The following is a 22,934-nucleotide window of genomic DNA, read 5'->3' as shown; positions in this document are numbered from 1 at the left end:
CCTGCACCACGCCACTGACAACGACCTCGAAAGTAGCCTCTGACCTGCACGTTCATCGCCTTCTCAGCGCGCTCTGCGGCGATTGTCAGTGGTGCGTCGTAGCGTCGGAGACATGAATCCGCAGGGGGAACGCTGGACGACGGATCAGGTGCTCGCGCTGGCGCCTGACGAGGCATCGGGCAGGGCCGGCGGCAGGCTCGCGGCGGCCGGTCCGTGGTCGGAGACGGGCACGGACGGGGGTGCGGTGTGGGGGCTGTGCGAGGGCAGCGGAAAGCACCCCTACCAAGCGGCCGTGGACATCGAGGGCCCTGCCTTCAGGTGCAGTTGCCCGAGCCGGAAGTTTCCGTGCAAGCACGCGCTGGGGTTGCTGCTGCTCTGGGCGGGCGAGGAGGGGGTGGTGACGGCCGGGGAGCCGCCGCAGTGGGCGCAGGAGTGGCTGGCCGGCCGCCGCGAGCGTGCCGGGCGGGCGGAGGGGGCGCCGTCGGGCGGTGGCGCGGCGTCGCGGGCGCCCGCCGACGCGGAGGCCGCCGGGCGGCGGGCGGAGCGCCGGATGCGGCGGATCGCCGCGGGCGCCACGGAGTTGGAGCAGCGCCTGGAGGATCTTGTGCAGTCCGGTCTGGCCTCCGCCGGCGGGGGCGCCTCGGGCCCAGGGGGAGGGTCCTGGGACGAGACCGCCGCGCGCATGGTCGACGCCCAGGCGCCCGGACTCGCCGCGCGGGTACGTGAGTTGGGGTCGCTGACCGGGTCCGGCCCCGGCTGGCCGGCCTGGCTGCTGGAGGAGTGCGCGCTGGTGCACCTCCTGGACCAGGGGTTCCTCGGCATCGAGCGGCTGCCCGCGCCGCTCGCGGCGACGGTCCGTGCGCGCGTCGGGCTGACCACGGAGGCGGCCCAGGTGCTGACCGACCCGGAGGCGACGACGGTACGGGACCGCTGGCTGGTGCTCGCCCAGCAGGACGGGGAGGACGGCGCGTTGACCACCCGCCGCATCTATCTACGGGGCGAGCGGACCGGCCGGATGGCGCTGCATCTGTCCTTCGGCGGTGCGGGCCGGCCCCTGGAGGTGACCCTGCCGCCCGGCCTGGTGCTCGACGCGGACCTGTCCTACTACCCGGGCGCCCGTCCGCTGCGCGCCGCCCTGGGCGAGCGGCACGCCCCGGCGGCGCCGGGGCCGGTGCCGCCGGGCTGCGGCGTCGACGCCGCCCTGGCCGCGTACGGCGACGCGCTGCGCGACGACCCGTGGCTGGATTCCTGGCCGGTGGTGCTCGCCGATGTCACGCCGGTTCCGGGCCGTGACGGCGAGGGTTGGCAACTGGCCGACGCGGACGGGGAGTCGGCGCTCCCGCTGGACCCGCGCTGCCTCGGCCGTACGGGCCTGTGGCAGCTGACCGCCATATCGGGCGGTGCGCCGCTCACGGTCTTCGGCGAGTGCGGCCACCGCGGCTTTCTGCCGCTGACGGCCTGGGACCCGACCCCGGTGGCCCTGTGACGCCGCCCCGCGGCCGCGCCGGCCGCGCCCGTTGTGGCACCAGTCCGTCCGTACCCCCCATCCACCACCGATGCCTGGAGGAAGGGCATGACGACCACCACCAGCCCTGACGCCACCACCAGCCCTGACACGACCACCAGCCCTGACACCGCCGTCACGGCCGTCGGCTCCGACCCGCCCGCCGCGTCCGCCGCGGCCGCCCGGCCCTCGGCCCCTGTGCCCACCGCGACCGCCCCGGCTCCCTGGCCCGATCTGGTCAGTGCGGCGCTGCTCGGGACCGAGCGGCGCCGGCCGCCGGTGGCGGTGCGGGCCGGGCAGAGTGCCGCGGCCGCGCTGCTGGACGCGGCCGCGGTGAGCACGGTGCGCCGGCGCGCCGCGCTGCGCCCCGCACCGGCCGGTGAGCGGCCCGCCCCGGCCCCGGCCGATCCGCGGCCCCCGCTGCCGCCCGCCGCGCGCCGCAGGCTGTCGCTGCTGCTCGCGGACCGCGGCGGCGGGGGCGGGGGCGGCAGCCGCCGCGGCACGGCGCCCGATCTCACCGAGCTGCTGCCCCAGTGGCTGGCCGCCGCCGACGGCTACGGCTACCGCGCCCCCGACGCGCTGCTGCCCGCGCTGCTCGACGCCGCCCGGGCCCGTACGGACCTGCGGCCCGCCGCGCTCGCCCTGGCGGGACCGCGCGCCCTGTGGCTGGCGCGGCTCAACGACGCCTGGCGGTTCGCGCTCCGCGGGAGCGGGGGCGCGGCCGCGCTGAGGGGGGACGACGACGCCGAGAGCGTGCGGCGGCGCTGGGAGGAGGGCCTGTTTGCCGAGCGGGTGGCCCTGCTGACGGCGCTGCGCCGCCGCGACCCGCGGGAGGGCCTGGAGCTGCTGCGCACGACGTGGGCGACGGAGCGGGCGGAGGACCGGCTGATGTTCCTCGACTCGCTGCGCGAGGGCCTGTCGGCGCCCGACGAGCCCTTCCTGGAAGGGGCGCTGTCCGACCGCAGCCGCAATGTGCGCGCCACGGCCGCCGAGCTGCTCTCCGCGCTGCCCGGTTCCGCGCTCGCGGCCCGTATGGCGCGGCGCGCCCGTACCTGCGTCGGACTGGACCGTACGGCCGGCGCGGCGGTGATCGCCGTCGAGGCGCCGCACGAGTGCGATGCGGGCATGCTGCGGGACGGCGTCGCGCCCACGCCGCCCTCGGGGCGGGGCGAACGGGCCTGGTGGCTGGGCCAGTTGGTGGAGGCGACGCCGCTGGAGGGCTGGCGGGCGCGGTTCGAGGGCCGCGACCCGGTGGCGATCGTCGCGCTCCCGGTGGCCGACGACTGGCGGACCGAGCTGCACGACGCCTGGTGCCGCGCCGCCGTGCGCCAGCGCGACGCTAAGTGGGCGCGGGCGCTGCTGGGCGCGCCGGCCGCGCCGGCCCAGGCCGCCGAGGTCGCCCCGGCCGGCTCGTCACGGGATCTGACCAAGCTGCTGACCGTGCTGCCGGAGGAGGAACGGGCCCGGTGGGTGGCGGAGTTCATCGCCGCGCACGGCCTGTCGGACGCCTTCCGGATGCTCGGCGTGTGCGCGGTCCCCTGGGCCGAGCCGCTGGGCCGGGCCGTCGTCGACGCCCTGGACATCGCCCGGGACGCGGGGAGCTACCCCTGGAGCTTCAGCGGGGTGATGGGCCTTGCCGAGCGCTGCCTGGACCCGGCCGCGGCGGACCGGCTCGACATGCTCACCGCGGTCACGGACGAGCCGGAGGGCGCCTCGCCGGGCTCCGGCGGCTACTGGTCCGAGGCGTTCTTGCGGCTGGTCGGCACGCTGCGGCTGCGCGCCACGATGCGTGCCGAGCTGGCCCCGCCGCCGTCCCCGGGCGACGAGAGCCGGGGCGCGCGGTGATCGTCCGCCCCCCGGCCGCCGGCCGCCGCCCTCCCGCTGCGCCGCGTCGCGGCTCAGACCGCCAGCGAGCGCACGTTGGCGTTGACCCACTCCACGATGGAGGCGGTCGTCGCGCCCGGGGTGAAGATCTCCGCGACGCCCTGCGCCTTGAGCGGGGGGATGTCCGCCTCGGGGATGATGCCGCCGCCGAAGACCTTGATGTCCGCCGCGTCGCGCTCCTGGAGGAGTTCGATGACCTTCGCGAAGAGGGTGTTGTGCGCGCCGGAGAGGATGGACAGCCCGATCGCGTCGGCGTCCTCCTGGATGGCGGTGTCGACGATCTGCTCCGGGGTCTGGTGCAGCCCGGTGTAGATCACCTCCATACCGGCGTCGCGCAGCGCCCGCGCGATGACCTTGGCCCCCCGGTCGTGCCCGTCCAGGCCCGGCTTGGCCACCACCACGCGGATCGGCCCCGACCTGCCTGCCACGCCCTGGCTCCCCGCTTGCGCCCCGTCCTGCCGAGCCACACTCATCACTGCCTCCAAGCCATGCACGGCACTGTGGTGCCGCCGAGCCGACAATCGATCGCGCGACCGCGATCCGGCGGCCACGAGCGTGAACGAACGTTATCTCCAGCATCGCTTACCCAGCTGTTTCGTGACATCCGGGGAGGGGGAAATCACACGTGGGACACGTTCGCTACGCGCCGCGTTCCGTGTGTCGTCACGCCATGGCCACGTGGTGCGGTGCGCGCGGGCCGGGCGCCCGGGGAGCCGCAGCCGGGCCACCGCGCCACGGGGCGCACATCAGGGCGAGTACGCCGCATGCTCGCCTTCGCAGCTCACGGCTTCCCGCGAGGGCATACGGGGGACGAAGACGCCTCCCGCATGCCGTTCGGGAGGTCGGCCATGCAGGTCCTGCCCTTGCTCAGCACACCCCTTCTGATCGCGCGCGCCGTGCGCGCACCCCTGCGGTGCGCGCGTCTGCTCCCGGTGCGCTCCGCGCGCCTGCTGGCCCGCAGCACGGTCGTGGAGCTGGCGGTCCTCGCCGGCCATCTCCTCCTCTATCCGACCGGCATCCCGCGCGAGCGCCCGCTGCCCCGGCCCACCGGCGCCGCCGATGCTCCCGTACTGCTGCCGACGGAGGGCCGGGCCCGTCCCCCCGTCCTGCTGCTGCACGGCTTCATCGACAACCGCTCGGTCTTCGTGCTGCTGCGCCGCTCGCTCCGGCGGCACGGCTGGCGCCATGTCGAGGCGCTCAACTACTCCCCGCTGACCTGCGATCTGCGCCGGGCCGCCGAGCTGCTGGGCCGCCATGTGGAGGAGGTGTGCGTACGGACCGGCCACCGCCGGGTGGACCTGGTGGGCCACAGCCTCGGCGGGCTCATCGCCCGGTACTACGTACAGCGGCTCGGCGGCGACGCCCGCGTCCGCATGCTCGTCACGCTCGGCACACCGCACTCCGGCACCCGCGTCGCACCCCTGATGTCGGCGCACCCCCTCGTCCGGCAGATGCGCCCCGACTCCGAGGTGATAGCGGAGTTGTCGCTTCCGGCCCCGCACTGCCGGACGCGGTGGGTGGCCTTCTGGAGCGAGGAGGACCAGGTGATGGTGCCGGCCACGACAGCCAGGATCGATCACCCGGACCTGATCGCGCAGAACGTGCGCGTCCTCGGCGTCGGGCATCTCGCGCTCCCGGTCAACGGCGCCGTCGCCGCCGGAGTACGTGAGGCGCTGAGCTCCGCGGAGGCGGCCGGGGAGGGGGGCACGGAGGCCGTATCGGTGGCCTGACCGCCTCCCCTGACATGACACGGAGTCGAACATCCGTCGAACGGGGCGCCAAGAAGTCGCATGCGGGCTGCCGAAAGGCGGCCAAATGCCCGGTCTTGCCGAGCCCGGTTCCCGTGGAAGATTGTCGCCGTCGCGTACCGCCGGGTACAGTCGCCGCTAATTCTCCTGCTGCCGAGGCGAAAGAGAAGTTGGTGAACGACCGTCACCCATCGGAAGGCCCGCTTCCGACCGGCTCCGCTTCCGACGCCTCGTATGCGCACTATCCCGCCTACGACGCCTACGGGCAGCAGCACTCCGGGACCGGCAGCGCCGGTTACGGCGACGGCGACCCCCTCTTCGGCTCGCTCCCCGGCTCCTACGACGCCGGGGCGTACGACACCGGCTCCTATGCGACCGGCGCCTACGGCACCGTCGCCTACGACGCCGGGACGCACGGCAACGGTTCCTACGACACCGGCAGCCACGACACCTCCGCGTACGGCGCCGGCGCATACGACACGGGCAGCTACGACACCGGCGCGTACGACACGGGGGCCTACCCGACGGCCACGGGCGGCGGCTACGCCACCGGCATCTACGACACCGGCAGCTTCTCCTCGACCCAGTGGGACACCGGCGCCTACGAGACCGGCACCGCCCCGGGCTACGACCCGTATGCGCACACCGCGTACGACACCCTGGCACCGGGCGCGGCCGCCTACGCCTCCGCGCCCCACGAGTCCGGCGCCTACGAGGCGGCCGCCTATGACGCCACCTCCTACGGGCACGGCGGATACGACACCGGCGGCCACGCCACCGGCGCGTACGACACCGGCAGTTATCCGACCGGGACGTCGACCGGGACGTACGAGACAACAGGTGCATATGAGACGGCCGGTGGCTACGACACCATCGGCCGGCAGGCCACCGCGGTCGAGGAGACCGCCGCCTTCGAGGCCGCGACCTTCGACACCTCGGGCTTCGACACCTCGGGCTTCGAGACCCAGAGCTATGAGGCCACGGCGATCTGGCCGGTGGCCGACCAGGAACTGATCGCCGGGATCCCCGCACAGGCCGGCCCGCCGCCGGGCGACACCGACCAGTGGGAAACCGCCACTTGGGAGGCGGCCGAACGGCACGAGACCGGCTCCGGCGTCGACGGCGGCATCGACGACGACGGCGGCGCCCGCTCGGACGAGGCCGCCGCCGTGGCGGACGCCATGACGCAGGCGATGCCGGTGACCCCCGCGGACCCCGCCCCGGCCGGCCGCCGGGTCACCGGACCGCCGGCCGGCAAGGCCGTTCGCGGCCGGGGCCGGCGGCGTCCGGCCAAGCGGTCGGCGCTGCTGACCGTCGCCGTTCCGTCCGTCGCCGCCATGGGCGTATGCGGTGTGGCGGCCGCGTCCGTCGCCGGTATCGGCGGGGACGACAAGGACGAGACGACCACCCAGGCCGCGGTCGACCCGGGGGCCGTGAAGCCCTCCGCGGCCAACAAGAAGCTCGACACCCAGCTCGCCGGGCTCAGCGCCGGCGCCGACGACTTCCGCGACCGCGCCAGTCGCACCCAGGAGCGGATCGACCTCAAGGAGCGCCAGGCGCTGGAGCGCAAGCGCAAGGCGGAGGAGGCGGCCCGCAAGGAGGCGATGCGGCCCAAGTTCGTGCTGCCGGTCAGCCAGCACGGGCTGAGCGCGCTCTTCGGCCAGGCCGGTGTGAACTGGATGTCCGTGCACACCGGCATCGACTTCCCGGTCGACTACGGCACCCCGGTCCTGTCCGCCACCGACGGCACCGTCCGCACCCAGTGGAACTCCGCCTACGGGAACATGGCGATCGTGACCTCGCCCGACGGCACGGAGACCTGGTACTGCCATCTGAGCAGCACCAAGATCCGCTCCGGATCGATCAAGGCCGGCGACCAGATCGCCTACTCGGGCAACTCCGGCAACTCGACGGGACCGCATCTGCACTTCGAGGTGCGTCCCGGCGGGGGCTCGGCGATCGACCCGCTGCCGTGGCTGCGCAGCCACGGGCTCGACCCGAACTGACCCCCGGCGTACCGTTCCTGCAACGTCGGGCGTGCCGTTCCCGCAGCGTCGGGCCGGCGCCGCTCCCCGTCCTGCGCCGGCCCCCGTCCCGCCCGCCTACAGCTTCTCGACGGGCGCGTACCGCAGCAGCAGCCGCTTGGGCTTCTCGCCGCCGAAGTCGATGGTCGCCTCGGCGTTGTCGCCGCTGCCCTTGACGCCGACGACCGTGCCGAGCCCGAAGCTGTCGTGGGTGACGCGGTCGCCGACGGCCAGCGAGACCACCTCGCGGTCCTTGGTGCGCCGGGTCGCGAAGCCGCTCGGACCCTTGGCGCGGGCCGACGAGAGCGTGGCGCCGACGCCCCCGCCGAAGCCGCCGGAGCCCCCGCTCCTCGACGTCAGGCCGCCCATGGACGCCGACGGCGTCGCCGGACCGGTCCGCCGCCATTGCACGTGGTCGTCCGGGATCTCCTCCAGGAACCGGGAGGGCGGGTTGTACGACGGCTGGCCCCAGGCGCTGCGCATCGTCGAGCGGGTGACGTAGAGCCGCTCGCGGGCGCGGGTGATGCCGACATAGGCCAGCCGGCGCTCCTCCTCCAGCTCCTTGGTCTGGCCCAGCGCCCGCATGTGCGGGAAGACGCCGTCCTCCATGCCGGTCAGGAAGACGACCGGGAACTCCAGGCCCTTCGCGGTGTGCAGCGTCATGAGGGTGATCACGCCGCTGCCCTCCTCGTCCTCGTCCGGGATCTGGTCGGAGTCGGCGACCAGCGCGACCTGCTCCAGGAAGTCGGCGAGGGTGCCCGGATTCTCCTCTCCGCGGTCCTGCTCGAATTCCAGGGCCACGGCGGCGAGTTCCTGGAGGTTCTCGATCCGGGTCTCGTCCTGCGGGTCGGTGGAGGCCTGGAGCTCGGCGAGGTAGCCGGTGCGCTCCAGGACGGCCTCCAGGATCGTGGCGGGCCCGGCGCCGGACTCGACGATCGTGCGCAGCTCCTCCATCAGGACGTTGAAGCGCTTGACGGCGTTGGCGGAGCGGGCCGCCATGCCGTACGCCTCGTCGACCCGGCGCAGCGCCTGCGGGAAGGTGATCTTCTCGCGTGAGGACAGGGCGTCGATCATCGCCTCGGCGCGCTCGCCGATGCCGCGCTTGGGGACGTTGAGGATGCGGCGCAGCGGGACGGTGTCCTCGGGGTTGGCGAGCACCCGCAGATACGCCAGGACGTCGCGGACCTCCTTGCGCTCGTAGAAACGCACCCCGCCGACGACCTTGTAGGGCAGACCGACCCGGATGAAGATCTCTTCGAAGACACGGGACTGGGCGTTGGTGCGGTAGAAGACGGCGACGTCGCCGGCCTTGGCGTCGCCGGCGTCGGTGAGACGGTCTATCTCGTCGGAGACGAACTGCGCCTCGTCGTGCTCGGTGTCGGCGACATAGCCGGTGATCTTGGGGCCGGCGCCGGCGTCCGTCCAGAGGTTCTTGGGGCGGCGGTTCTCGTTGCGCTCGATGACGGCGTTGGCGGCGGACAGGATCGTCTGGCTGGAGCGGTAGTTCTGCTCCAGCAGGATCGTCGTGGCGTCCGGGTAGTCCTCCTCGAACTGGAGGATGTTGCGGATCGTGGCGCCGCGGAAGGCGTAGATCGACTGGTCGGCGTCACCGACGACGCACAGTTCGGCGGCGCGGATGTCGGCCGTTCCCCTGCCGACCAGCTCGCGCACCAGGGTGTACTGGGCGTGGTTGGTGTCCTGGTACTCGTCGACGAGCACATGGCGGAAGCGGCGGCGGTAGTGCTCGGCGACGTCCGGGAAGGCCTGCAGCAGATGGACCGTCGTCATGATGATGTCGTCGAAGTCCAGGGCGTTGGCCTCGCGCAGCCGCGCCTGATACATCGCATACGCCTCGGCCAGCGACTTCTCGAACCCGTCGGCCGCCGTCTGGGCGAAGGTCTCCTCGTCGATGAGCTCGTTCTTGAGGTTGGAGATCTTCGCGCTGAAGGACTTGGGCGGGAAGCGCTTGGGGTCCAGGTCCAGATCGCGGCAGACCAACGCCATCAGGCGCTTGGAGTCGGCCGCGTCGTAGATCGAGAAGGAGGAGGTGAAGCCGAGCTTCTTGGACTCGCGGCGCAGGATGCGCACGCAGGCGCTGTGGAAGGTCGAGACCCACATGGCGTTGGCGCGCGGGCCGACCAACTGCTCCACGCGCTCCTTCATCTCGCCCGCGGCCTTGTTCGTGAACGTGATCGCGAGGATCTGGCCGGGGTGGACATGGCGCTCGGCGAGCAGATGCGCGATGCGGTGGGTGAGCACCCTGGTCTTGCCGGAGCCGGCGCCCGCGACGATCAGCAGCGGGCCTCCGGCGTGCACCACGGCGGCCTTCTGCTCGTCGTTGAGCCCCTCCAGCAGCGCGGCCGCATCGACGGGCGGGCGGGCGGCGCCGTCGCGGTAGTACGCCTCGGTGTGCACGGGCGCGTCGAACCTCCCGCCGAAGAGGTCGGCGGGGACCTCCTCGGGGACCGGCTCGTGCTCGTCCTCGGGAGGCGGCGGGTGCTCCTCCTCGCCCTTGGGGCCGAGGTCCGCCAGAAAGCTGTCGTCAAAGAGGCTGCTCATCGCCCACCGAGTCTAGGCCGCCGCACTGACAGCGCGCCGGGGAGTGCGGGATTGTCCGCGCCGGGGCAGGTCAGGCGGTCGGAGGCGGAACCGCCGGGTGCCGGCGGCGTACCCGAACCCGACATCTGACGCAACACCCCCCGCAGCGCGTTCAGGTCACGAAAAGGTTTCGGGCATATCGAACATCAGCCTTCACAGGAGCCACACGAATTGGCTAACGTCCTCGCTCAGGCAGCCCGCCTCCCAGCGGTCGACAGCTTCCGCACGGGCCGCCGCGCCGAGTCCGGCCCTGCCAGCAGGCACCCGGAGCCGGGGACCCACCAGCACCACCGGGGTGAATCGATCCAGCGGCCGCCGTCGGCGACCGCACGGACCGTAGGGCAAGCCTTCCGTCAGCGACACCGCCCGAACCCGACAGCTAACCCGGTAGGCGGTCACGGAAGGAGTTGCCGGCCTTGGCGTCCCATCGCAAGCCGCGCACCAGCGTTCTCATCTCGCCCGGGAGCCGGCGTACCGCGGCCGGGCTCACCACCGCCGCGCTCGCCTCGGTCACCCTGCTGTCGCAGTCCGCCGACGCCGCCCCCAGGGCGCCCAGGCCCTCCATCGAAGAGGTCAAGCAGAAGGTCGACGGCCTCTACCACCAGGCCGAGGTGGCCACCCAGAAGTACAACGCCGCCAAGGAGCGCGCCGAGCACCAGAGCGCCACCGTCGACGGTCTGCTCGACGCCGCCGCCAAGCGCGCGCAGCGGATGAACGAGTCCCGGCGCGAACTGGGCACCTTCGCCTCGGCGCAGTACCGCACCGGCGGCATGAACCCGACGGCGCAACTGATGCTCGCCAAGGACCCGCAGCAGTTCGTCGACCGCAGCCACCTCATGGAGCGGCTGACCAGCCGGCAGAAGCAGGCGGTCACCGACTACCAGGAGCAGGCGGCGGCCGCGGCGCGGCAGCGGGCCGAGGCCACCAGCAGCCTGGAGAAGCTGCAGAAGTCGCAGGCGGCGCTGAAGGAGTCCAAGCAGTCCGTCCAGGAGAAGCTGGCCGAGGCCCGGCAGCTGCTGTCGCGGCTCACCGCCCAGGAGAAGGCGCGGCTCGCCGAGCTGGAGCGCCAGAGGGAAGAGGCGGCCCGGCGCAAGGCCGAGGAGGAGGCGCGCCGGCAGCAGGAGCGCGAGCGGCAGCAGCAGGAGGACGGCGGCTCGACGGGCGGACAGACCGGCGGCGACACCGGCGGGCAGACCGGCGGTGGCACCAGCGACGGCGGCTCCACCGGGGACTCGTACGCCACCAAGGCCGAGAAGGCCCTGGCGTTCGCCCGCGCCCAGATAGGCAAGCCGTACGTCTGGGGCGCCACCGGGCCCAGCTCCTATGACTGCTCGGGGCTGACGCAGGCGGCGTGGAAGGCGGCCGGGGTCGATCTGCCGCGGACGACCTGGGACCAGGTCAAGGTCGGCCAGCGGGTGGCGACCAAGGATCTGCAGCCCGGTGACCTGGTGTTCTTCTACGACGACATCAGCCACGTCGGCATGTACATAGGCGGCGGCAAGATGATCCACGCTCCCAAGCCGGGCGCCTACGTCCGCGAGGAGTCGATCTACTACATGCCGATCTACGGGAGCGTCCGCCCGGCCTGAGACAGGCCCCGCCTCCCCGCGGCCCCCTCCTCCCCCGAGGCGCCCCGTCCGGGCGCCCGGCAAGACCACCCCCCACGGTCACCCCCCACACGCCACCGCGCGGCCATCGGCTCCGGTTCCGGAGCACGGTGACCGCGCGGTGTGCCGTAGTGGGGGCGTCGCCGTCAGGTCCAGAGCACCGCGATGAAGATGTTGGCGATCGTGAGCGCGCCCACCGCGCCGAACAGCGGCGCGGAGACCTTCTCCTCGTCCCGCTTGACGTAGACCAGCGCCAGGATCACCACCAGTACGGCCATCTTGACGCCGATCTTGATGTTGTTGACGGAGTGGTCCTGGGCCTGGTTGAGGCCGACCAGCACGATGCCGGTGACCAGCATCGTCAGCGCGCCGTGCAGCATGGCCGGCACGAAGCGGGCGGTGCCCGCGCCCATCGCCTTCATCTGGGTCAGGAAACCGCCCAGCAGGGAGGCGATGCCGATGATGTGCAGGCCGACGAAGACATTGATTACTACGTCCATAGTGCTGGATCGTAGCCGTCGTATAGCACGGCCCTTCAGGCAGGGCGTCCGCAATCGCCGCTTCGGTCACGGCAGACCGGTCCCGGTGTGCAGGCGGCGGCGGTGCGGTCACCCGCGCACCGGCCGCGGTCGAAAGCGAACAATGCCAGCCAACCGGACTCACCCCCGTGACGCCCAGGCTTAGCGTCCTCCTCCAGGCGGCCGACACCCCGCCATCGCCGGACCGAGCGCCGGTGTTCCGTCGGCCGCCCCGCCGAGAGGTGCGGCGGCGGTCGGCTCCCCCGTTGCCGACCGCCGCCGGGCCCCCGGCCCGAAGGGAAGGAAGTGACGGCCACCGTGGCCTCGCACCGCAAGCCCAGGCAGCATCCGCTCGCCGCGCTCACGGGCGGTTCGCGCAGTGCGCGCACCGTCCGTACGGCCGCCACCCTCGCCCTCGCGGGTGCCGCCACCGCCACCGCCTTCGACGGCACCGGCCAGGCGGCCCCCTCCCCCACCCCCGACCAGGTCAAGGACCGGGTCGACGCGCTGTACCAGGAGGCAGAGGTGGCCACACAGAGCTACAACGGCGCCAAGGAAGCCGCCGACACCGCACGCGAGGAGCTGAGCAGACTGCAGGACGAGGCCGCCCGCCGGACTGGGAAGCTGAACACCGCCCGCGCGGAACTGGGCGCCGTGGCCGCGTCCCAGTACCGCGCCGGCGGTATGGACCCGACCGTTTCACTGCTGCTCTCCGAGGACCCGCAGCGCTATCTGGACGGCGCCGCGGTGCTGGAGCGCGCGGGCAGTCACCAGGCGGCCGCGGTGGCCGGTTACGCGCGCCGGCTCGGCAGTGTGCGGCAGGTCCGGCAGCGGGCCGAGGACACCGCGCAGCGGATGGTGTCCACCGAGGCCAGGCTGAAGAAGCACCGGGTCACCATCGTCCGCAAGCTGGACGCCGCCGAGCAGCTGCTGGACCGGCTGACCGCGGAGCAGCGGCGCCGGATGGCGGGCGCGGACGGCTCCCGGGGCGGTGCCCGCGCGGACCGGGGAACGGGCCGTGGCGACGGCCTGCTCGGCGGGATCCCCGCCGGCTCGGCGGCCGCCGCGGCCTCGGCGGCCGCGCTGGCCCCCAACTCCCGGGCCGCCCGCGCCGTCTCCTTCGCCTACTCCGCCCTCGGCAAACCGTACGTCTGGGGCGCCACGGGCCCCTCCGCCTACGACTGCTCGGGCCTGACCCAGGCCGCCTGGGAGTCCGGCGGCGTCTCGCTCCCGCGCACCACCTACACCCAGATCAACTCCGGCCCCCGCATCGACCGCTCCGAACTCGCCCCCGGCGACCTGGTGTTCTTCTACACCGGCATCAGCCATGTGGGCCTGTACATCGGCGACGGCAAGATGATCCACGCGCCCCATCCGGGGGCGCCGGTACGCATCGCGCCGATCGACCAGATGCCGTTCGCGGGGGCCACCCGGCCGGCGTAGGGCCGCCGGGCCGGCGCGCGGGAGCCGGGCCGGCCCGGGGACTCCGGTGGAGGGGTCAGGGCTTCAGCTGTGTGCCCAGCCACCGGAAGATCTCCGGCACCTGCTGGCGCCAGACCGCCGTGGTGTGGCCGCCCGCATTCGCCGCGATCTGCCGCACGGTCACCGTGGTCGGCAGCTTCGCCAGCTGGCGCAGGCCGATGCCCGCCTGGTAGCCGTCGCCCGCCGCGCCCGAGACGTACAGCGCCGTACGGGGCGGGCGGCCGGCGGCGTTGGCGGACTTCAGGATCTGGATCGGATTCGACGCGATCCGCAGCTGGGGGTCCTTGCCGGCGAGGGAGTCGGGTTCGAGGGCCGGGTCGTTGTAGCCGGACATGGCGATCGCGGCGCGGTAGCGGTCCGGGTGGGCCAGGGCGAGCTTGGTGGCGCAGTGGGCGCCCGCCGAGTAGCCGGCCAGGGCCCAGGAGTCCGGCTTGTCGCCCACCCGGAAGTTGTCGACGACCATCTTGCGGACGTCGACGGTCAGCCAGCTGTCGGCGTTGACCTTGCCGGGGACGTTGACGCAGCCGGTGTCGGCGCCGGTGAGGAGGTTGGTGCGCGGCGCGACCAGGATGAACGGCTTGACCTCGCCGCGCTGCATCAGCGGCCTGAGCTGCTCGGCCACGTGCAGGGACCCGAACCAGGCCTTCGACGAGCCGGGGTAGCCGGGCAGCAGCTCGACCACCGGGAACCTGGTGTTCTTGTAGGCGGGGTCGTGGTACTGCGGCGGCAGCCATACGTACACCTCGCCCCGCACGCCCGAGATGCGGCCCTCGAGGTCGGTCATCTGCACGCCCGCCCCCATCCGAGGGTCGTCGCCCGGGCGGAAGCGCTGGAGCTGCTTGGGCTCGTTCTTGATCTGCTTGCCGCCCATGCCGTCGGGGCCGAGGTCCTTGGCGACCGCGACATGACTGTCGGTGCCGAGCAGATCGCCCCAGGTGTCGTAGAGGTTGTTGGCGTTGTTGACCAGGACGAAGACCAGGGTGATGGCCGTGACCTGGGCGAACAGCAGCATCAGCAGCCGGGCGACGCCGCGCACCAGGGCCGGCCCGGCTATTCGGCCCCACAGGGCGAGCGGCAGCACGACGGCGACGATCAGCAGCGCGACCGAGGTGAGGAAGAAGGGCGTGCCCGTCAGGCTCATCGGGATCTCGCTTCCAGGACGACTATGCGAAGGACGTGGGGGTGGTTCGGGCCCCGCCTTCGGCAGTGAGCCTCTCCGCGCCCTTAGATGGCGATCCGTGTGGTCCTGGTTGCCCGGCTTAGGTCCTTCTTTACCGCTTCCCGCACACCTCCGTCCCCGCCCCGCACGCCCTGGGCCCGCGCCGTGCGGCCGCCGGCGGCCGGACGCCCGCCACCGGCCGAGCCGCAGGTCAGGGCGTCAGACCAGGCGCCGGGCCGCCGCCCAGCGGGTCAGCTCATGGCGGTTGGACAGCTGCAGCTTGCGCAGGACCGCCGAGACATGCGACTCGACGGTCTTCACCGAGATGAACAGCTGCTTGCCGACCTCCTTGTACGCATAGCCGCGGGCGATCAGCCGCAGGACCTCGCGCTCGCGCTGGGTGAGGCGGTCCAGGTCCTCGTCGATGGGCGGGGCGTCGGTCGAGGCGAAGGCGTCCAGCACGAAGCCGGCCAGCCGCGGGGAGAAGACCGCGTCGCCGTCGGCCACCCGGAAGATCGCGTTGACCAGGTCCGTGCCCGTGATCGTCTTGGTGACATAGCCGCGGGCACCGCCGCGGATGACGCCGATGACGTCCTCGGCCGCGTCGGAGACGGAGAGCGCGAGGAAGCGGACCGGGCGCTCGGCGTCGGCCGACATCGCCGCGCAGCGGCGCAGCACCTCGACGCCGCCGCCACCGGGGAGGTGGACGTCCAGGAGGACGACCTCGGGGCGGGTGGCGGTGATGACCGTGATCGCCTGGTCGACGTCGGCGGCCTCGCCGACCACCTCGACGCCGGTGCGCTCGGTCTCGCCGATCTCGGCCTGGACGCCCGTACGGAACATCCGGTGGTCGTCGACGAGTACGACCCGTACGGTCCGGCCCTCGGCCGCCTCGCCGCCGGTCCCGCCCTGCTGTGCGCCCTCGCTGGTCATGTCTTCCGCCCGTCCGTTGGTGTCTGCCCCGTCATCATCCCGCGCCCCGGCCGGCGCCGCCGCAACCGGCCGCGGCTCGCCCGGCCCCGTCATCCCTCACGCTCCGCGGCGGCGCGCTCCATCTCCAGCTCGACGACCGTGCCGCCCTCGGGGGCGGAGCGCAGCCGGGCCGTGCCGCCGTTGCGCTCCATCCGGCCGATGATGGACTCCCGCACGCCCATGCGGTCGGCGGGGACCGCGTCCAGATCGAAGCCGGGGCCGCGGTCGCGCACCGAGACGAAGACCGTACGGCCCTCGACCTCGGCGAACACCTGCACCGCACCGCCCTCGCCGCCGTACTTGGCGGCATTGACCATCGCCTCGCGTGCGGCCTGCATCTGGGCGCCCAGCTGGTCGTCCAGCGGGCAGTCGCCGACGACCACGACCTCGATGGGGACGCCGTGGTCGTCCTCCACCTCGGCGGCGGCCTTGCGGACCGCCTCCGCCAGGGTGGCCGGCTCCTCGTCCTCCTCCTTGCCGCGGCCCTCGGGTTTGTAGAGCCAGGCGCGCAGTTCGCGCTCCTGGGCGCGGGCCAGGCGCGCCACCTCCCTGGGGTCGTCGGCGTTGCGCTGGATCAGGGTGAGGGTGTGCAGGACGGAGTCATGGACGTGGGCGGCCACCTCGGCGCGCTCCTGGGCGCGGATACGCATCAGCCGCTCTTCGGAGAGCTCCTGCATCATCCGTACGAGATAGGGGCCCGCCAGCAGCGCGATGCCGACGACGACGGCGAGCGCCGCCTGCAGCACCGAGCCCAGATGCCGCACCGAGCCCTGCAGCACGACGATGCCCGTCACCCCGACGCAGACCAGCAGCACCCCGGCCGCGCCGCGCAGCACCGGCAGCAGGGCCTTGCGGCGGCCGAGCTCCAGCCACTGGGCGCGGCGGGCGTTGTCCGCCTGACGCCACACCAGGGCGACACCGGCGCCGATCAGCAGCACCGGCCACAGATAGCCGTTGGCCTGGCCGAGCTGGAACCTGGAAGCGATGACGGCGGCGCCGATCAGCAGCGCGATCAGCGCGAACACCTGGCCCTTGTCGGGCTTGTGCCGCAGCAGCCGCCGCCTGTCGTCGCCCGGGGCGTGGGTGCGGTGCTCCACACCGCCGACGCCCAGCGGGACGAAGAACCAGAACGCGGCGTAGAGCAGGGCGCCCATGCCTTCGGCCATGAACAGGGCCACGAACACGACCCGCACCCAGGAGACCGGCAGCCCGAGATGCCCTGCCAGACCGCGCGCGACACCGCCGAGCAGCCGCCCGTCGGCGCTGCGGTAGAGCTTGCGCACGGGTGGGTCGTCGGGGTCCGGCGCCGGGGCGTAGGCCGTCTCGGCGCGGGGTGGGGCGGTGGTCATGTGCTCGATCGTCACACGCCGCGGCGACCCGCGACATCAGGGGCGACCCTGAACCCGTCCCTGACGTTTCACGGAGCGGGTCGGGGCGGATCGGAGCGGCTCGGGGCGGGCCCGCAGCGGGTCAGCTCTGCGGGTCGCTCCTGCGGAAACCGTCCTTCACGGCCGAGAAGACCCTCTCGTACTTCGCCCAGTCGGCATCCGGAGCGGACACGTAGATCGCGTACTCCTTGCCGCCCTCGCGGCCGAAGCCGAGGTCGATGCCGCGGAAGGTGCGGGCCCGGCCCCCGAAGGTGAACTCCCAGATCGCGGCGGGATCGCCCTGGAAGACGGTGTCCTGCATCCGCAGCCGGGAGTACACGGGGTACTGCTGCTTGAAGGCGACCTCGACGTCCTTGAAGTGCTGCACCTGATCCGCGGAGGAGAAGTCCAGGACGCTGAGGGTGAGCTGGGCGCGCTCGACCGCGGAGGCGTAGACGATCTGCCGGCCGCCGTCCTTGACCTCCCGCTTCCAGTCGCTGGGCACCGGGAAGCTGACGCCGAGCGCGGACTCGGTGACCTTGCGGTAGCCGTCGGGCAGGGGCGGCGGCGGTCCGATGCTGTTGTCCGGGACGCTCGGCTGCACCGGCGCGCCCTTGTCGCCCGCCGCCTTGGACGGGCCGGCGTCGTCGCGGTGCAGCACGTACCAGGCCGTGCTCGCGCCACCGCCGACCGCGAGTACGCCCACGATGCTCCAGGCCACGACGCGGGCGCCACGCCGCTTTCGGGGTCTCACGCCGCCGGACAGCGACTCCGTACGGCCGTCGTCGGACCGCCCGACGATGCCGCCGTCCGGGACGGCCACCGGCCCGGTCACGGCGCCGCCGGCACCCGCGCCCTGCCCCTCGGCCGTACGGGCCCCGGCTCGGCCGTCCGAAGGGGCCGCACCGCCGGTGGGCCGCACCGGACGTGTCGGTGCCTCGGTCCGCGGGTCCGTCGCGGCCCGCCCCGCGTCGTCGCGGCCGACCGTCCCCAGGGCGAGCGTCGGCCAGCCCATCAGGGCCGTCTCCGCGTCGCCCTCGGCCGCCCGCAGCGCCTGTTCGACGACCTCGGCCGTCGGCCGGTCCGTCGGCTCCTTGGCGAGCAGCGCCTCTATCAGCGGGGTCAGCGGGCCGCCGTTGCGCGGCGGTTCGAACGGGTCCATGGCGATCGCGTACGCCGTCTCGACCGCGGTGTTCTTCCGGAACGGGGGCCGTCCCTCGACCGCCTGATAGAGCGTCGCCCCCAGCGCCCACAGGTCCGAGGCGGGACCCGGTGTGCCGCCCTTGACCCGCTCGGGCGCCAAGTAGTCGATGGAGCCGACCAGCTCGCCGGTCTTGGTGAGCGTCGAGGTACCGGTGGCGACCGCGATGCCGAAGTCGGTGAGCACGACCCGGCCGTCCTGACCGAGCAGCACGTTGCCCGGCTTGACGTCACGGTGCAGCACACCGGCGGAGTGTGCGGCACGCAGCGCCGCGATCATGCCGCGGCCGATCCGCGCGGCCTCGCGCGGGGTGACCGAACCCCCGTCCCGGGCGGCCTCCTTGATGGCGTCGCCCAGCGTGGTGGAGGGGACGTACTCCATGACGATGCAGGGCGAGCCGGCGTCGTCCACGACGTCGTGCACCCCCACCACGTTGGGGTGGTTGATGCGGGCCGCGGCCTGCGCCTCCCGGGTGGTGCGTTCATGGCGGGTCGCCAGTTCGTCGGGCTCCAACTGCGGCGAGACGTGCAGACGCTTGACCGCGACCTGGCGCCCGAGGACTTCGTCCCGGGCCCGCCAGACGGTGCCCATACCGCCTTGGCCTATCCGTTCAACCAGGCGATATCGCCCGGCGACCAGTCGCCCCTCGTCCACCGACGCCGCCTCCGCCACCGCACGCCCCTCCGGAAACCCGTACGTATCCAGGGCGCAACGATAGTCTCCGACGTCGGCGAACAGCCCTCCGGCCACCGCGCGTCCGCGGCTGTCTTCCGTCCGGGACCGGGCGCCCGTGGCATATGCGAACGCGCGAGGGGTTTCGGGACCCCCCTGGGGCATGTCGGGGGTGCCGGCGGCGGATCTCAGGGATCCGCCAGGGTTCCCACGGATGTCGGAGCCGCGGCGATCTTGTCACCATGGCTCCATGAACGAAGCAGCCCCCGCCGCGGAGCCGGCGCCCTCCGGCCCCGCCGACCCCACCCCGCCGGCCGCCCCGCTGCGCCGCAGCCGGCGGCACAAGGTCGTCGGCGGCGTGTGCGGCGGGCTGGGGCGGCAGTGGGACCTCGACCCGGTGATCTTCCGGATCGTGCTCGCCGTGCTCGCCGTCGGCGGCCTCGGGCTGATCGCGTACGGCTTCGCCTGGCTGCTCATCCCCCTCGACGGCGAGGAGGAGAACGAGGGCCGCCGACTGCTCTCCGGCCGTGTCGAGGGCTCGGCGCTGACGGCCCTGCTCTTCGCGCTGGTCGGCTGCGGGCTGTTTCTGACGACCCTCGCCAAGGGCAGCATGATGTCCTTCGCCATCATGCTGACGCTGGCGGTGGCCGGTTCCGCCTACTGGTCCCAACGGCGCCGCCAGGCGCAGGCCCAGGGCCCGGAGTCGATGGACGCCGCCACGGCCCAAGCGGTCGCCGACGCCCCGCCGGAGACCACCGCGCCCCCCGCGCCGACCAGCCCCTCGTGGTGGCGCGCCCCGCACGCCAAGGACACGGCCGGCCAGGGCTATCTGTGGGGCCCCGAGCACACCCCCCTCCCCGTCGACATCAGCTACCGAAGTGAGCACGGCGCCGCCGCGCCCACCGCGCCGCACCGGCAGGGCGCCTGGTCGGATGCGGGCCGCCCGCGCGTCCCGGCCGTGCCGCCGCACGGCGCCCACCCCGTCGGCTCCCCGCGCGGGGCGCGCCGCAACGGCCGCCCGATCGGCGGCTGGACGTTCCTTCTCGCACTGGGCGCAGGGGCCGTCACCGCCCTCTCGGTCTCCCGGCACGAGACCCTCGCACCGTCCCTCCAGGCGGGACTGGCCGCCGCACTGGTCGTCTTCGGCCTGGGGCTCGCCCTCAGCGCCTGGCTCGGCCGCACGGGCGGCGGCACGGTGTTCCTGGTGGTCGTGACGGCTGTGCTGCTGGCGGGCGCGAGGGCGCTGCCCGACAACATCACCGCCGACTGGCAGCGCCGCACCTGGACCCCTACCACCCTCGCCTCCGTCCGCCCGCATTACGAAGTCGGCTCCGGTGAGGGCCGGCTGGACCTGTCGGAGCTGCCCCTCAAGGACGGCCGTACGGTCCACACCAGCGCGGAAGTGGGCGCCGGCCGGCTCCAGGTGACGCTGCCGCAGGGCGTCACGACCCGTCTGCACCTCTCGCTCGGCCTCGGCGACATCCAGCTGCCCGGCGAATCGCCCCATGACGTGGACCTCTCCGCGGGCGGCGAGGAGCGGACCATCACCCTGCCCGCCGAGGGCCTCAAGAAGGGCGAGAAGCCGCGCGGCACCCTCGACCTCGATCTCGACCTCGGGGCCGGCCAGGTCGCCGTCGAACGCCCCGCCCCGGCCCCCACCCGGCCGACCGCACCGACCGCACCGACCGCACCGACCGCCCCCGACGAGCCGACCGCACCCACCCGCCAGGGAGCCCCCTGATGATGCGCCACCCCTTCGAACCGGGCCGCTTGATCTCCGGCCTCACGGCCCTCACCCTCGGCACCGCCTACGGCCTCGACGCCCTCGGCATATGGCACGCCCCCGGTCCCTGGCTCTTCCTCGCCCTCCCCGCGGGCCTGCTCCTCGCCGGCATCACCGCCGCCCTCTGGGCGACGGCCCGCCGCCGCACCGGCCCCGCCGACGGAGCGGAGGTGCCCTAGGGGGTGTCCGCCCCCGAACCATCGGGCACGCCTAGCCGAACAACTGCGCCCCGTGCCGCTTGCGGCGGTTCTCCCACGCCGCGTCCAGGGAGAACCTCGGGGTGCCGGACAGCAGGAGGGGGAGCCAGGCCATCAGATAGGCGAGGTCGCTGCCGTAGTAGTACGGCGTGGTCGACCAGCTCACGGTGAGCCAGAGGGTCAAGGAGATCAGCGCGCCGCCGAACGCCGCCAGCCGCCCCAGCAGTCCCGCGAGCGTGCCCAGGCCCACCGCCAGTTCACCGGCCGCGATGGCGTAGCCGAAGCCCACGGGGCTCTTCTGCGCGAGCTCGACCAGCTGCGGCAGCGCCGCCGCGTCGTGGACCTGGTCCAGCAGCGCGCCGAGCGACCCCTCGCCCCCGGCCGCCAGGAACGCCGGGTCCATGAGCTTGTCCAACCCCGCGTAGAGGAAGGTGGCGCCCAGGAAGACGCGCAGCGGCAGCAGCGCATGACGCGCCAGCCGCGCGCGCAGCCCGGCGCCGACCCCTTCGACACCCGCTCCTGCCAAGTCGGCACCGACCGTGCGATGTGCATGCACCATGACGTCCGCCTCTCCGTTGCCACCGGGAGCAGACGATTGTGCCCGCGCCCGCGCCTCACGGGGAGATACGTACGGATGAGCGCAAGAGGTTCAACCAACCGATGCACTTCGGGCGACGGAAGCACACAGAATCGCCACGCACGGCCCCCACACGGCCCCACATGGCATCCGCACGACGACCAACGATGACGGATGACCAACGACCAACAGCTAACCGCCGAACCACCGACGACTCACAGCCCACAGCCCACAGCCCACAGCCCACAGCCGATCCCGCCCCGCCCATCCCGCCCCTCAGTCCAGGACCTCGAGCGGAAAGCCGTTCGACTCCACTCCCGCCGCCGTGATCACCCGGACCTGCACCCGGCCCGGTTCCACGTCGACCGGTACCGGAACCGTCAGCACCCCGTCCGTCGGGTTGGCGAAACCGCCCGGCACCGGCACCAGCGGGACCGGCACATGGACCCCGCCGATCCGCACGACGGTGCGGGCGAGCCGGTCGGGCGTCGTGGCGCCCGGAGGGACGAAGCCGGCGCCGCGGATCTCGATGTCGTCGCCGGTACGGACGGGCGCCGCGAGGTCGCCGAGCTCACGGGAGCGGACGACGGAGAGGATCACCGGACGGCCGCCCGCCACCAGCTTCCCCATGAGATACGTCACCCCGGAGAGGGCCACCAGGAGCACAAGGGCCCAGGGCAGCCGCGGCAGTTGCCCGGGCCGGTCGGCCAGCCGCACCAGGGCCAGCACCGCCACCACCGCGTTGACCAGCACGTACTGCACGTCCAGGAAGCTGCCCCGCCCCGCGTCGTCGGTCAGCAGATCACCGGCGCGCGGTCGCTCCGCGGGGACCTTCTGCAGCCGCCCCGACCGCACCCGCGCGGCGACCACCCCGTAGGCCAGCACGGCCACCCCGCACCCGAGGGCGAGCGCCGCCAGCAGCGCGCCGCAGCGGTCCAGCGCCAGGCCCTGGAGCAGGCGGCGCCGCTCGTCCGGGGCCGCGGCGGCCAGGCGTACGGCCGCCATCAGCACGGCGTACAGCACCACGCCCGCCCAGCCCGCGGCCACCGTCCGCGAGGTCGACAGCCGGCCGTCCTCGCCGATCAGCGGTGCCAGCGCCCCGCCGTGCGCACCGTGCCGCAGAGCCGCCAGCGTCAGCCCCAGCGCCAGGACGACCGCCGCGACCAGCCCCGCCGTACGGCCCGCCGTCCAGCTGCCGCCGATCGCGGTCAGCGCCTGCCCGAGCAGCAGGGCCACCACCGCGCTCCAGACCGCCAGCAGGGTCCGCCACCGTACGGCGGCCAGCCAGCTGACCCCCTCGGCAGCGCCGCGCCTGGCCAACTCCCGTGCGGAGAGGGTCAGTTCGTCGGACACCCACTGCCGGGCCGCACCGGCCGAGCGGGCGAGCCCCGACGGCACGCCGCGCCCGGCGGCGAAGTCCTCGCGCAGCGCGACGAACGCGGCGACCGCCCGCTGGTGCCCCGCACGGGCGCCGTGCGGGCACCGCCCGCAGCGGCACTCACCACCGTCGGCGCGCTCCGCGCCACCCTCCGGCCCGCCCGCTCCGGCCGTCCTGCCCGCCGTCTCAACCGACACGTCCGCTACCGCCCCGCCACCGCTCGCCATCAACTTGCCGCATGTGAAGGGGAATTGTGCCTCATA

Annotated in this window: 17 protein-coding genes and 1 riboswitch; of the genes, 8 read left to right on the top strand and 9 right to left on the bottom strand. The window is 73.6% G+C overall.

All coding sequences use genetic code 11. The features are described from left to right. Window positions 1–112 precede the first annotated feature (112 nt). Both ACFWZH_RS04500 and ACFWZH_RS04495 read left to right on the top strand, forming a co-directional pair. Window positions 113–1,486, top strand: a complete 1,374-nt coding sequence (locus tag ACFWZH_RS04500) for an SWIM zinc finger family protein (RefSeq protein WP_384425233.1) — start codon at window positions 113–115, stop codon at window positions 1,484–1,486. A gap of 87 nt (window positions 1,487–1,573) precedes the next feature. After that, on the top strand, window positions 1,574–3,349 hold the full coding sequence (locus tag ACFWZH_RS04495; protein ID WP_384425230.1) for a DUF5691 domain-containing protein: 1,776 nt from the start codon (window positions 1,574–1,576) through the stop codon (window positions 3,347–3,349). Window positions 3,350–3,402: 53 nt separating this feature from the next. On the opposite strand, the gene ACFWZH_RS04490 is transcribed toward ACFWZH_RS04495, so the two are convergent. Beyond that, a complete protein-coding gene (locus tag ACFWZH_RS04490) occupies window positions 3,403–3,861 on the bottom strand; it encodes a cobalamin B12-binding domain-containing protein (protein WP_384425228.1) in 459 nt (152 codons plus the stop codon). Window positions 3,862–4,236: 375 nt separating this feature from the next. Between ACFWZH_RS04490 and ACFWZH_RS04485 the strand changes: the two genes are divergently transcribed. Both ACFWZH_RS04485 and ACFWZH_RS04480 read left to right on the top strand, forming a co-directional pair. Continuing rightward, a complete protein-coding gene (locus ACFWZH_RS04485) occupies window positions 4,237–5,118 on the top strand; it encodes an esterase/lipase family protein (RefSeq protein ID WP_384425226.1) in 882 nt (293 codons plus the stop codon). Between the two features lie 191 nt (window positions 5,119–5,309). Further along, window positions 5,310–7,142 (top strand): peptidoglycan DD-metalloendopeptidase family protein, encoded by a 1,833-nt coding sequence (locus ACFWZH_RS04480; protein ID WP_384425223.1) that lies wholly within the window; start codon window positions 5,310–5,312, stop codon window positions 7,140–7,142. 96 nt (window positions 7,143–7,238) lie between these two features. Here ACFWZH_RS04480 and pcrA read toward each other — a convergent pair whose 3' ends face one another. Beyond that, window positions 7,239–9,719 carry a DNA helicase PcrA gene (gene pcrA, locus ACFWZH_RS04475; protein ID WP_384425220.1) on the bottom strand — a complete coding sequence of 827 codons (2,481 nt, stop codon included), beginning with the start codon at window positions 9,717–9,719 and terminating at the stop codon, window positions 7,239–7,241. A gap of 265 nt (window positions 9,720–9,984) precedes the next feature. Then, a riboswitch (cyclic di-AMP (ydaO/yuaA leader) is annotated at window positions 9,985–10,167 on the top strand. Between the two features lie 7 nt (window positions 10,168–10,174). Here pcrA and ACFWZH_RS04470 point away from each other — a divergent pair. After that, the gene (locus ACFWZH_RS04470; protein ID WP_384425217.1) at window positions 10,175–11,347 is read left to right on the top strand and encodes an NlpC/P60 family protein; all 1,173 of its coding nucleotides are present in this window, start codon (window positions 10,175–10,177) and stop codon (window positions 11,345–11,347) included. Window positions 11,348–11,511: 164 nt separating this feature from the next. Here the strand turns inward: ACFWZH_RS04470 and ACFWZH_RS04465 are convergent, their stop codons facing one another. Beyond that, the gene (locus ACFWZH_RS04465; protein WP_384425214.1) at window positions 11,512–11,865 is read right to left on the bottom strand and encodes a hypothetical protein; all 354 of its coding nucleotides are present in this window, start codon (window positions 11,863–11,865) and stop codon (window positions 11,512–11,514) included. Between the two features lie 324 nt (window positions 11,866–12,189). Here ACFWZH_RS04465 and ACFWZH_RS04460 point away from each other — a divergent pair, with 324 nt between their 5' ends. Then, window positions 12,190–13,326 (top strand): NlpC/P60 family protein, encoded by a 1,137-nt coding sequence (locus tag ACFWZH_RS04460; RefSeq protein ID WP_384425212.1) that lies wholly within the window; start codon window positions 12,190–12,192, stop codon window positions 13,324–13,326. A 55-nt stretch (window positions 13,327–13,381) separates the two neighbouring features. Here the strand turns inward: ACFWZH_RS04460 and ACFWZH_RS04455 are convergent, their stop codons facing one another. The 4 genes from ACFWZH_RS04455 to ACFWZH_RS04440 form a co-directional block, all read right to left on the bottom strand. Further along, complete coding sequence (locus tag ACFWZH_RS04455; RefSeq protein ID WP_384425210.1) at window positions 13,382–14,506, bottom strand: alpha/beta hydrolase; 1,125 nt, start codon at window positions 14,504–14,506, stop codon at window positions 13,382–13,384. A gap of 237 nt (window positions 14,507–14,743) precedes the next feature. Beyond that, complete coding sequence (locus ACFWZH_RS04450; RefSeq protein ID WP_384425207.1) at window positions 14,744–15,457, bottom strand: LuxR C-terminal-related transcriptional regulator; 714 nt, start codon at window positions 15,455–15,457, stop codon at window positions 14,744–14,746. A gap of 89 nt (window positions 15,458–15,546) precedes the next feature. Then, the gene (locus ACFWZH_RS04445) at window positions 15,547–16,845 is read right to left on the bottom strand and encodes a PspC domain-containing protein (RefSeq protein ID WP_384425205.1); all 1,299 of its coding nucleotides are present in this window, start codon (window positions 16,843–16,845) and stop codon (window positions 15,547–15,549) included. Window positions 16,846–16,966: 121 nt separating this feature from the next. After that, a complete protein-coding gene (locus ACFWZH_RS04440; RefSeq protein WP_384425203.1) occupies window positions 16,967–18,655 on the bottom strand; it encodes a serine/threonine-protein kinase in 1,689 nt (562 codons plus the stop codon). A 331-nt stretch (window positions 18,656–18,986) separates the two neighbouring features. Between ACFWZH_RS04440 and ACFWZH_RS04435 the strand changes: the two genes are divergently transcribed. After that, window positions 18,987–20,477 (top strand): PspC domain-containing protein, encoded by a 1,491-nt coding sequence (locus ACFWZH_RS04435; RefSeq protein ID WP_384425200.1) that lies wholly within the window; start codon window positions 18,987–18,989, stop codon window positions 20,475–20,477. Next, entirely contained in the window at window positions 20,477–20,698 is a 222-nt protein-coding gene (locus tag ACFWZH_RS04430; protein WP_384425197.1) for a hypothetical protein, read from the top strand. The genes ACFWZH_RS04435 and ACFWZH_RS04430 overlap by 1 nt, the downstream gene beginning before the upstream one ends. A 31-nt stretch (window positions 20,699–20,729) precedes the next feature. Here the strand turns inward: ACFWZH_RS04430 and ACFWZH_RS04425 are convergent, their stop codons facing one another. Next, window positions 20,730–21,275 (bottom strand): TQO small subunit DoxD, encoded by a 546-nt coding sequence (locus tag ACFWZH_RS04425; RefSeq protein WP_384425195.1) that lies wholly within the window; start codon window positions 21,273–21,275, stop codon window positions 20,730–20,732. Window positions 21,276–21,569: 294 nt separating this feature from the next. Then, window positions 21,570–22,898, bottom strand: coding sequence for a hypothetical protein (locus ACFWZH_RS04420; protein ID WP_384425192.1), 1,329 nt, complete (start codon window positions 22,896–22,898; stop codon window positions 21,570–21,572). Window positions 22,899–22,934 lie beyond the last annotated feature (36 nt).

Source organism: Streptomyces sp. NPDC059008 (assembly GCF_042749045.1).
Taxonomy (GTDB): Bacteria; Actinomycetota; Actinomycetes; order Streptomycetales; family Streptomycetaceae; genus Streptomyces.
The sequence above is the reverse complement of the archived record's forward strand: the minus strand, read 5'-3'. Positions and strand labels throughout refer to the sequence as shown.

What these genes read in the sequence shown, in the direction of transcription:
- ACFWZH_RS04500 (WP_384425233.1), top strand. Translation starts at nt 113, where the DNA reads ATGAATCCGCAGGGGGAACGCTGGACGACGGATCAGGTGCTCGCGCTG.
- ACFWZH_RS04495 (WP_384425230.1), top strand. Translation starts at nt 1,574, where the DNA reads ATGACGACCACCACCAGCCCTGACGCCACCACCAGCCCTGACACGACC.
- ACFWZH_RS04490 (WP_384425228.1), bottom strand. Translation starts at nt 3,861, where the DNA reads ATGAGTGTGGCTCGGCAGGACGGGGCGCAAGCGGGGAGCCAGGGCGTG.
- ACFWZH_RS04485 (WP_384425226.1), top strand. Translation starts at nt 4,237, where the DNA reads ATGCAGGTCCTGCCCTTGCTCAGCACACCCCTTCTGATCGCGCGCGCC.
- pcrA (WP_384425220.1), bottom strand. Translation starts at nt 9,719, where the DNA reads ATGAGCAGCCTCTTTGACGACAGCTTTCTGGCGGACCTCGGCCCCAAG.
- ACFWZH_RS04465 (WP_384425214.1), bottom strand. Translation starts at nt 11,865, where the DNA reads ATGGACGTAGTAATCAATGTCTTCGTCGGCCTGCACATCATCGGCATC.
- ACFWZH_RS04455 (WP_384425210.1), bottom strand. Translation starts at nt 14,506, where the DNA reads ATGAGCCTGACGGGCACGCCCTTCTTCCTCACCTCGGTCGCGCTGCTG.
- ACFWZH_RS04450 (WP_384425207.1), bottom strand. Translation starts at nt 15,457, where the DNA reads ATGACCAGCGAGGGCGCACAGCAGGGCGGGACCGGCGGCGAGGCGGCC.
- ACFWZH_RS04445 (WP_384425205.1), bottom strand. Translation starts at nt 16,845, where the DNA reads ATGACCACCGCCCCACCCCGCGCCGAGACGGCCTACGCCCCGGCGCCG.
- ACFWZH_RS04440 (WP_384425203.1), bottom strand. Translation starts at nt 18,655, where the DNA reads ATGGGCACCGTCTGGCGGGCCCGGGACGAAGTCCTCGGGCGCCAGGTC.
- ACFWZH_RS04435 (WP_384425200.1), top strand. Translation starts at nt 18,987, where the DNA reads ATGAACGAAGCAGCCCCCGCCGCGGAGCCGGCGCCCTCCGGCCCCGCC.
- ACFWZH_RS04430 (WP_384425197.1), top strand. Translation starts at nt 20,477, where the DNA reads ATGATGCGCCACCCCTTCGAACCGGGCCGCTTGATCTCCGGCCTCACG.
- ACFWZH_RS04425 (WP_384425195.1), bottom strand. Translation starts at nt 21,275, where the DNA reads ATGGTGCATGCACATCGCACGGTCGGTGCCGACTTGGCAGGAGCGGGT.
- ACFWZH_RS04420 (WP_384425192.1), bottom strand. Translation starts at nt 22,898, where the DNA reads ATGGCGAGCGGTGGCGGGGCGGTAGCGGACGTGTCGGTTGAGACGGCG.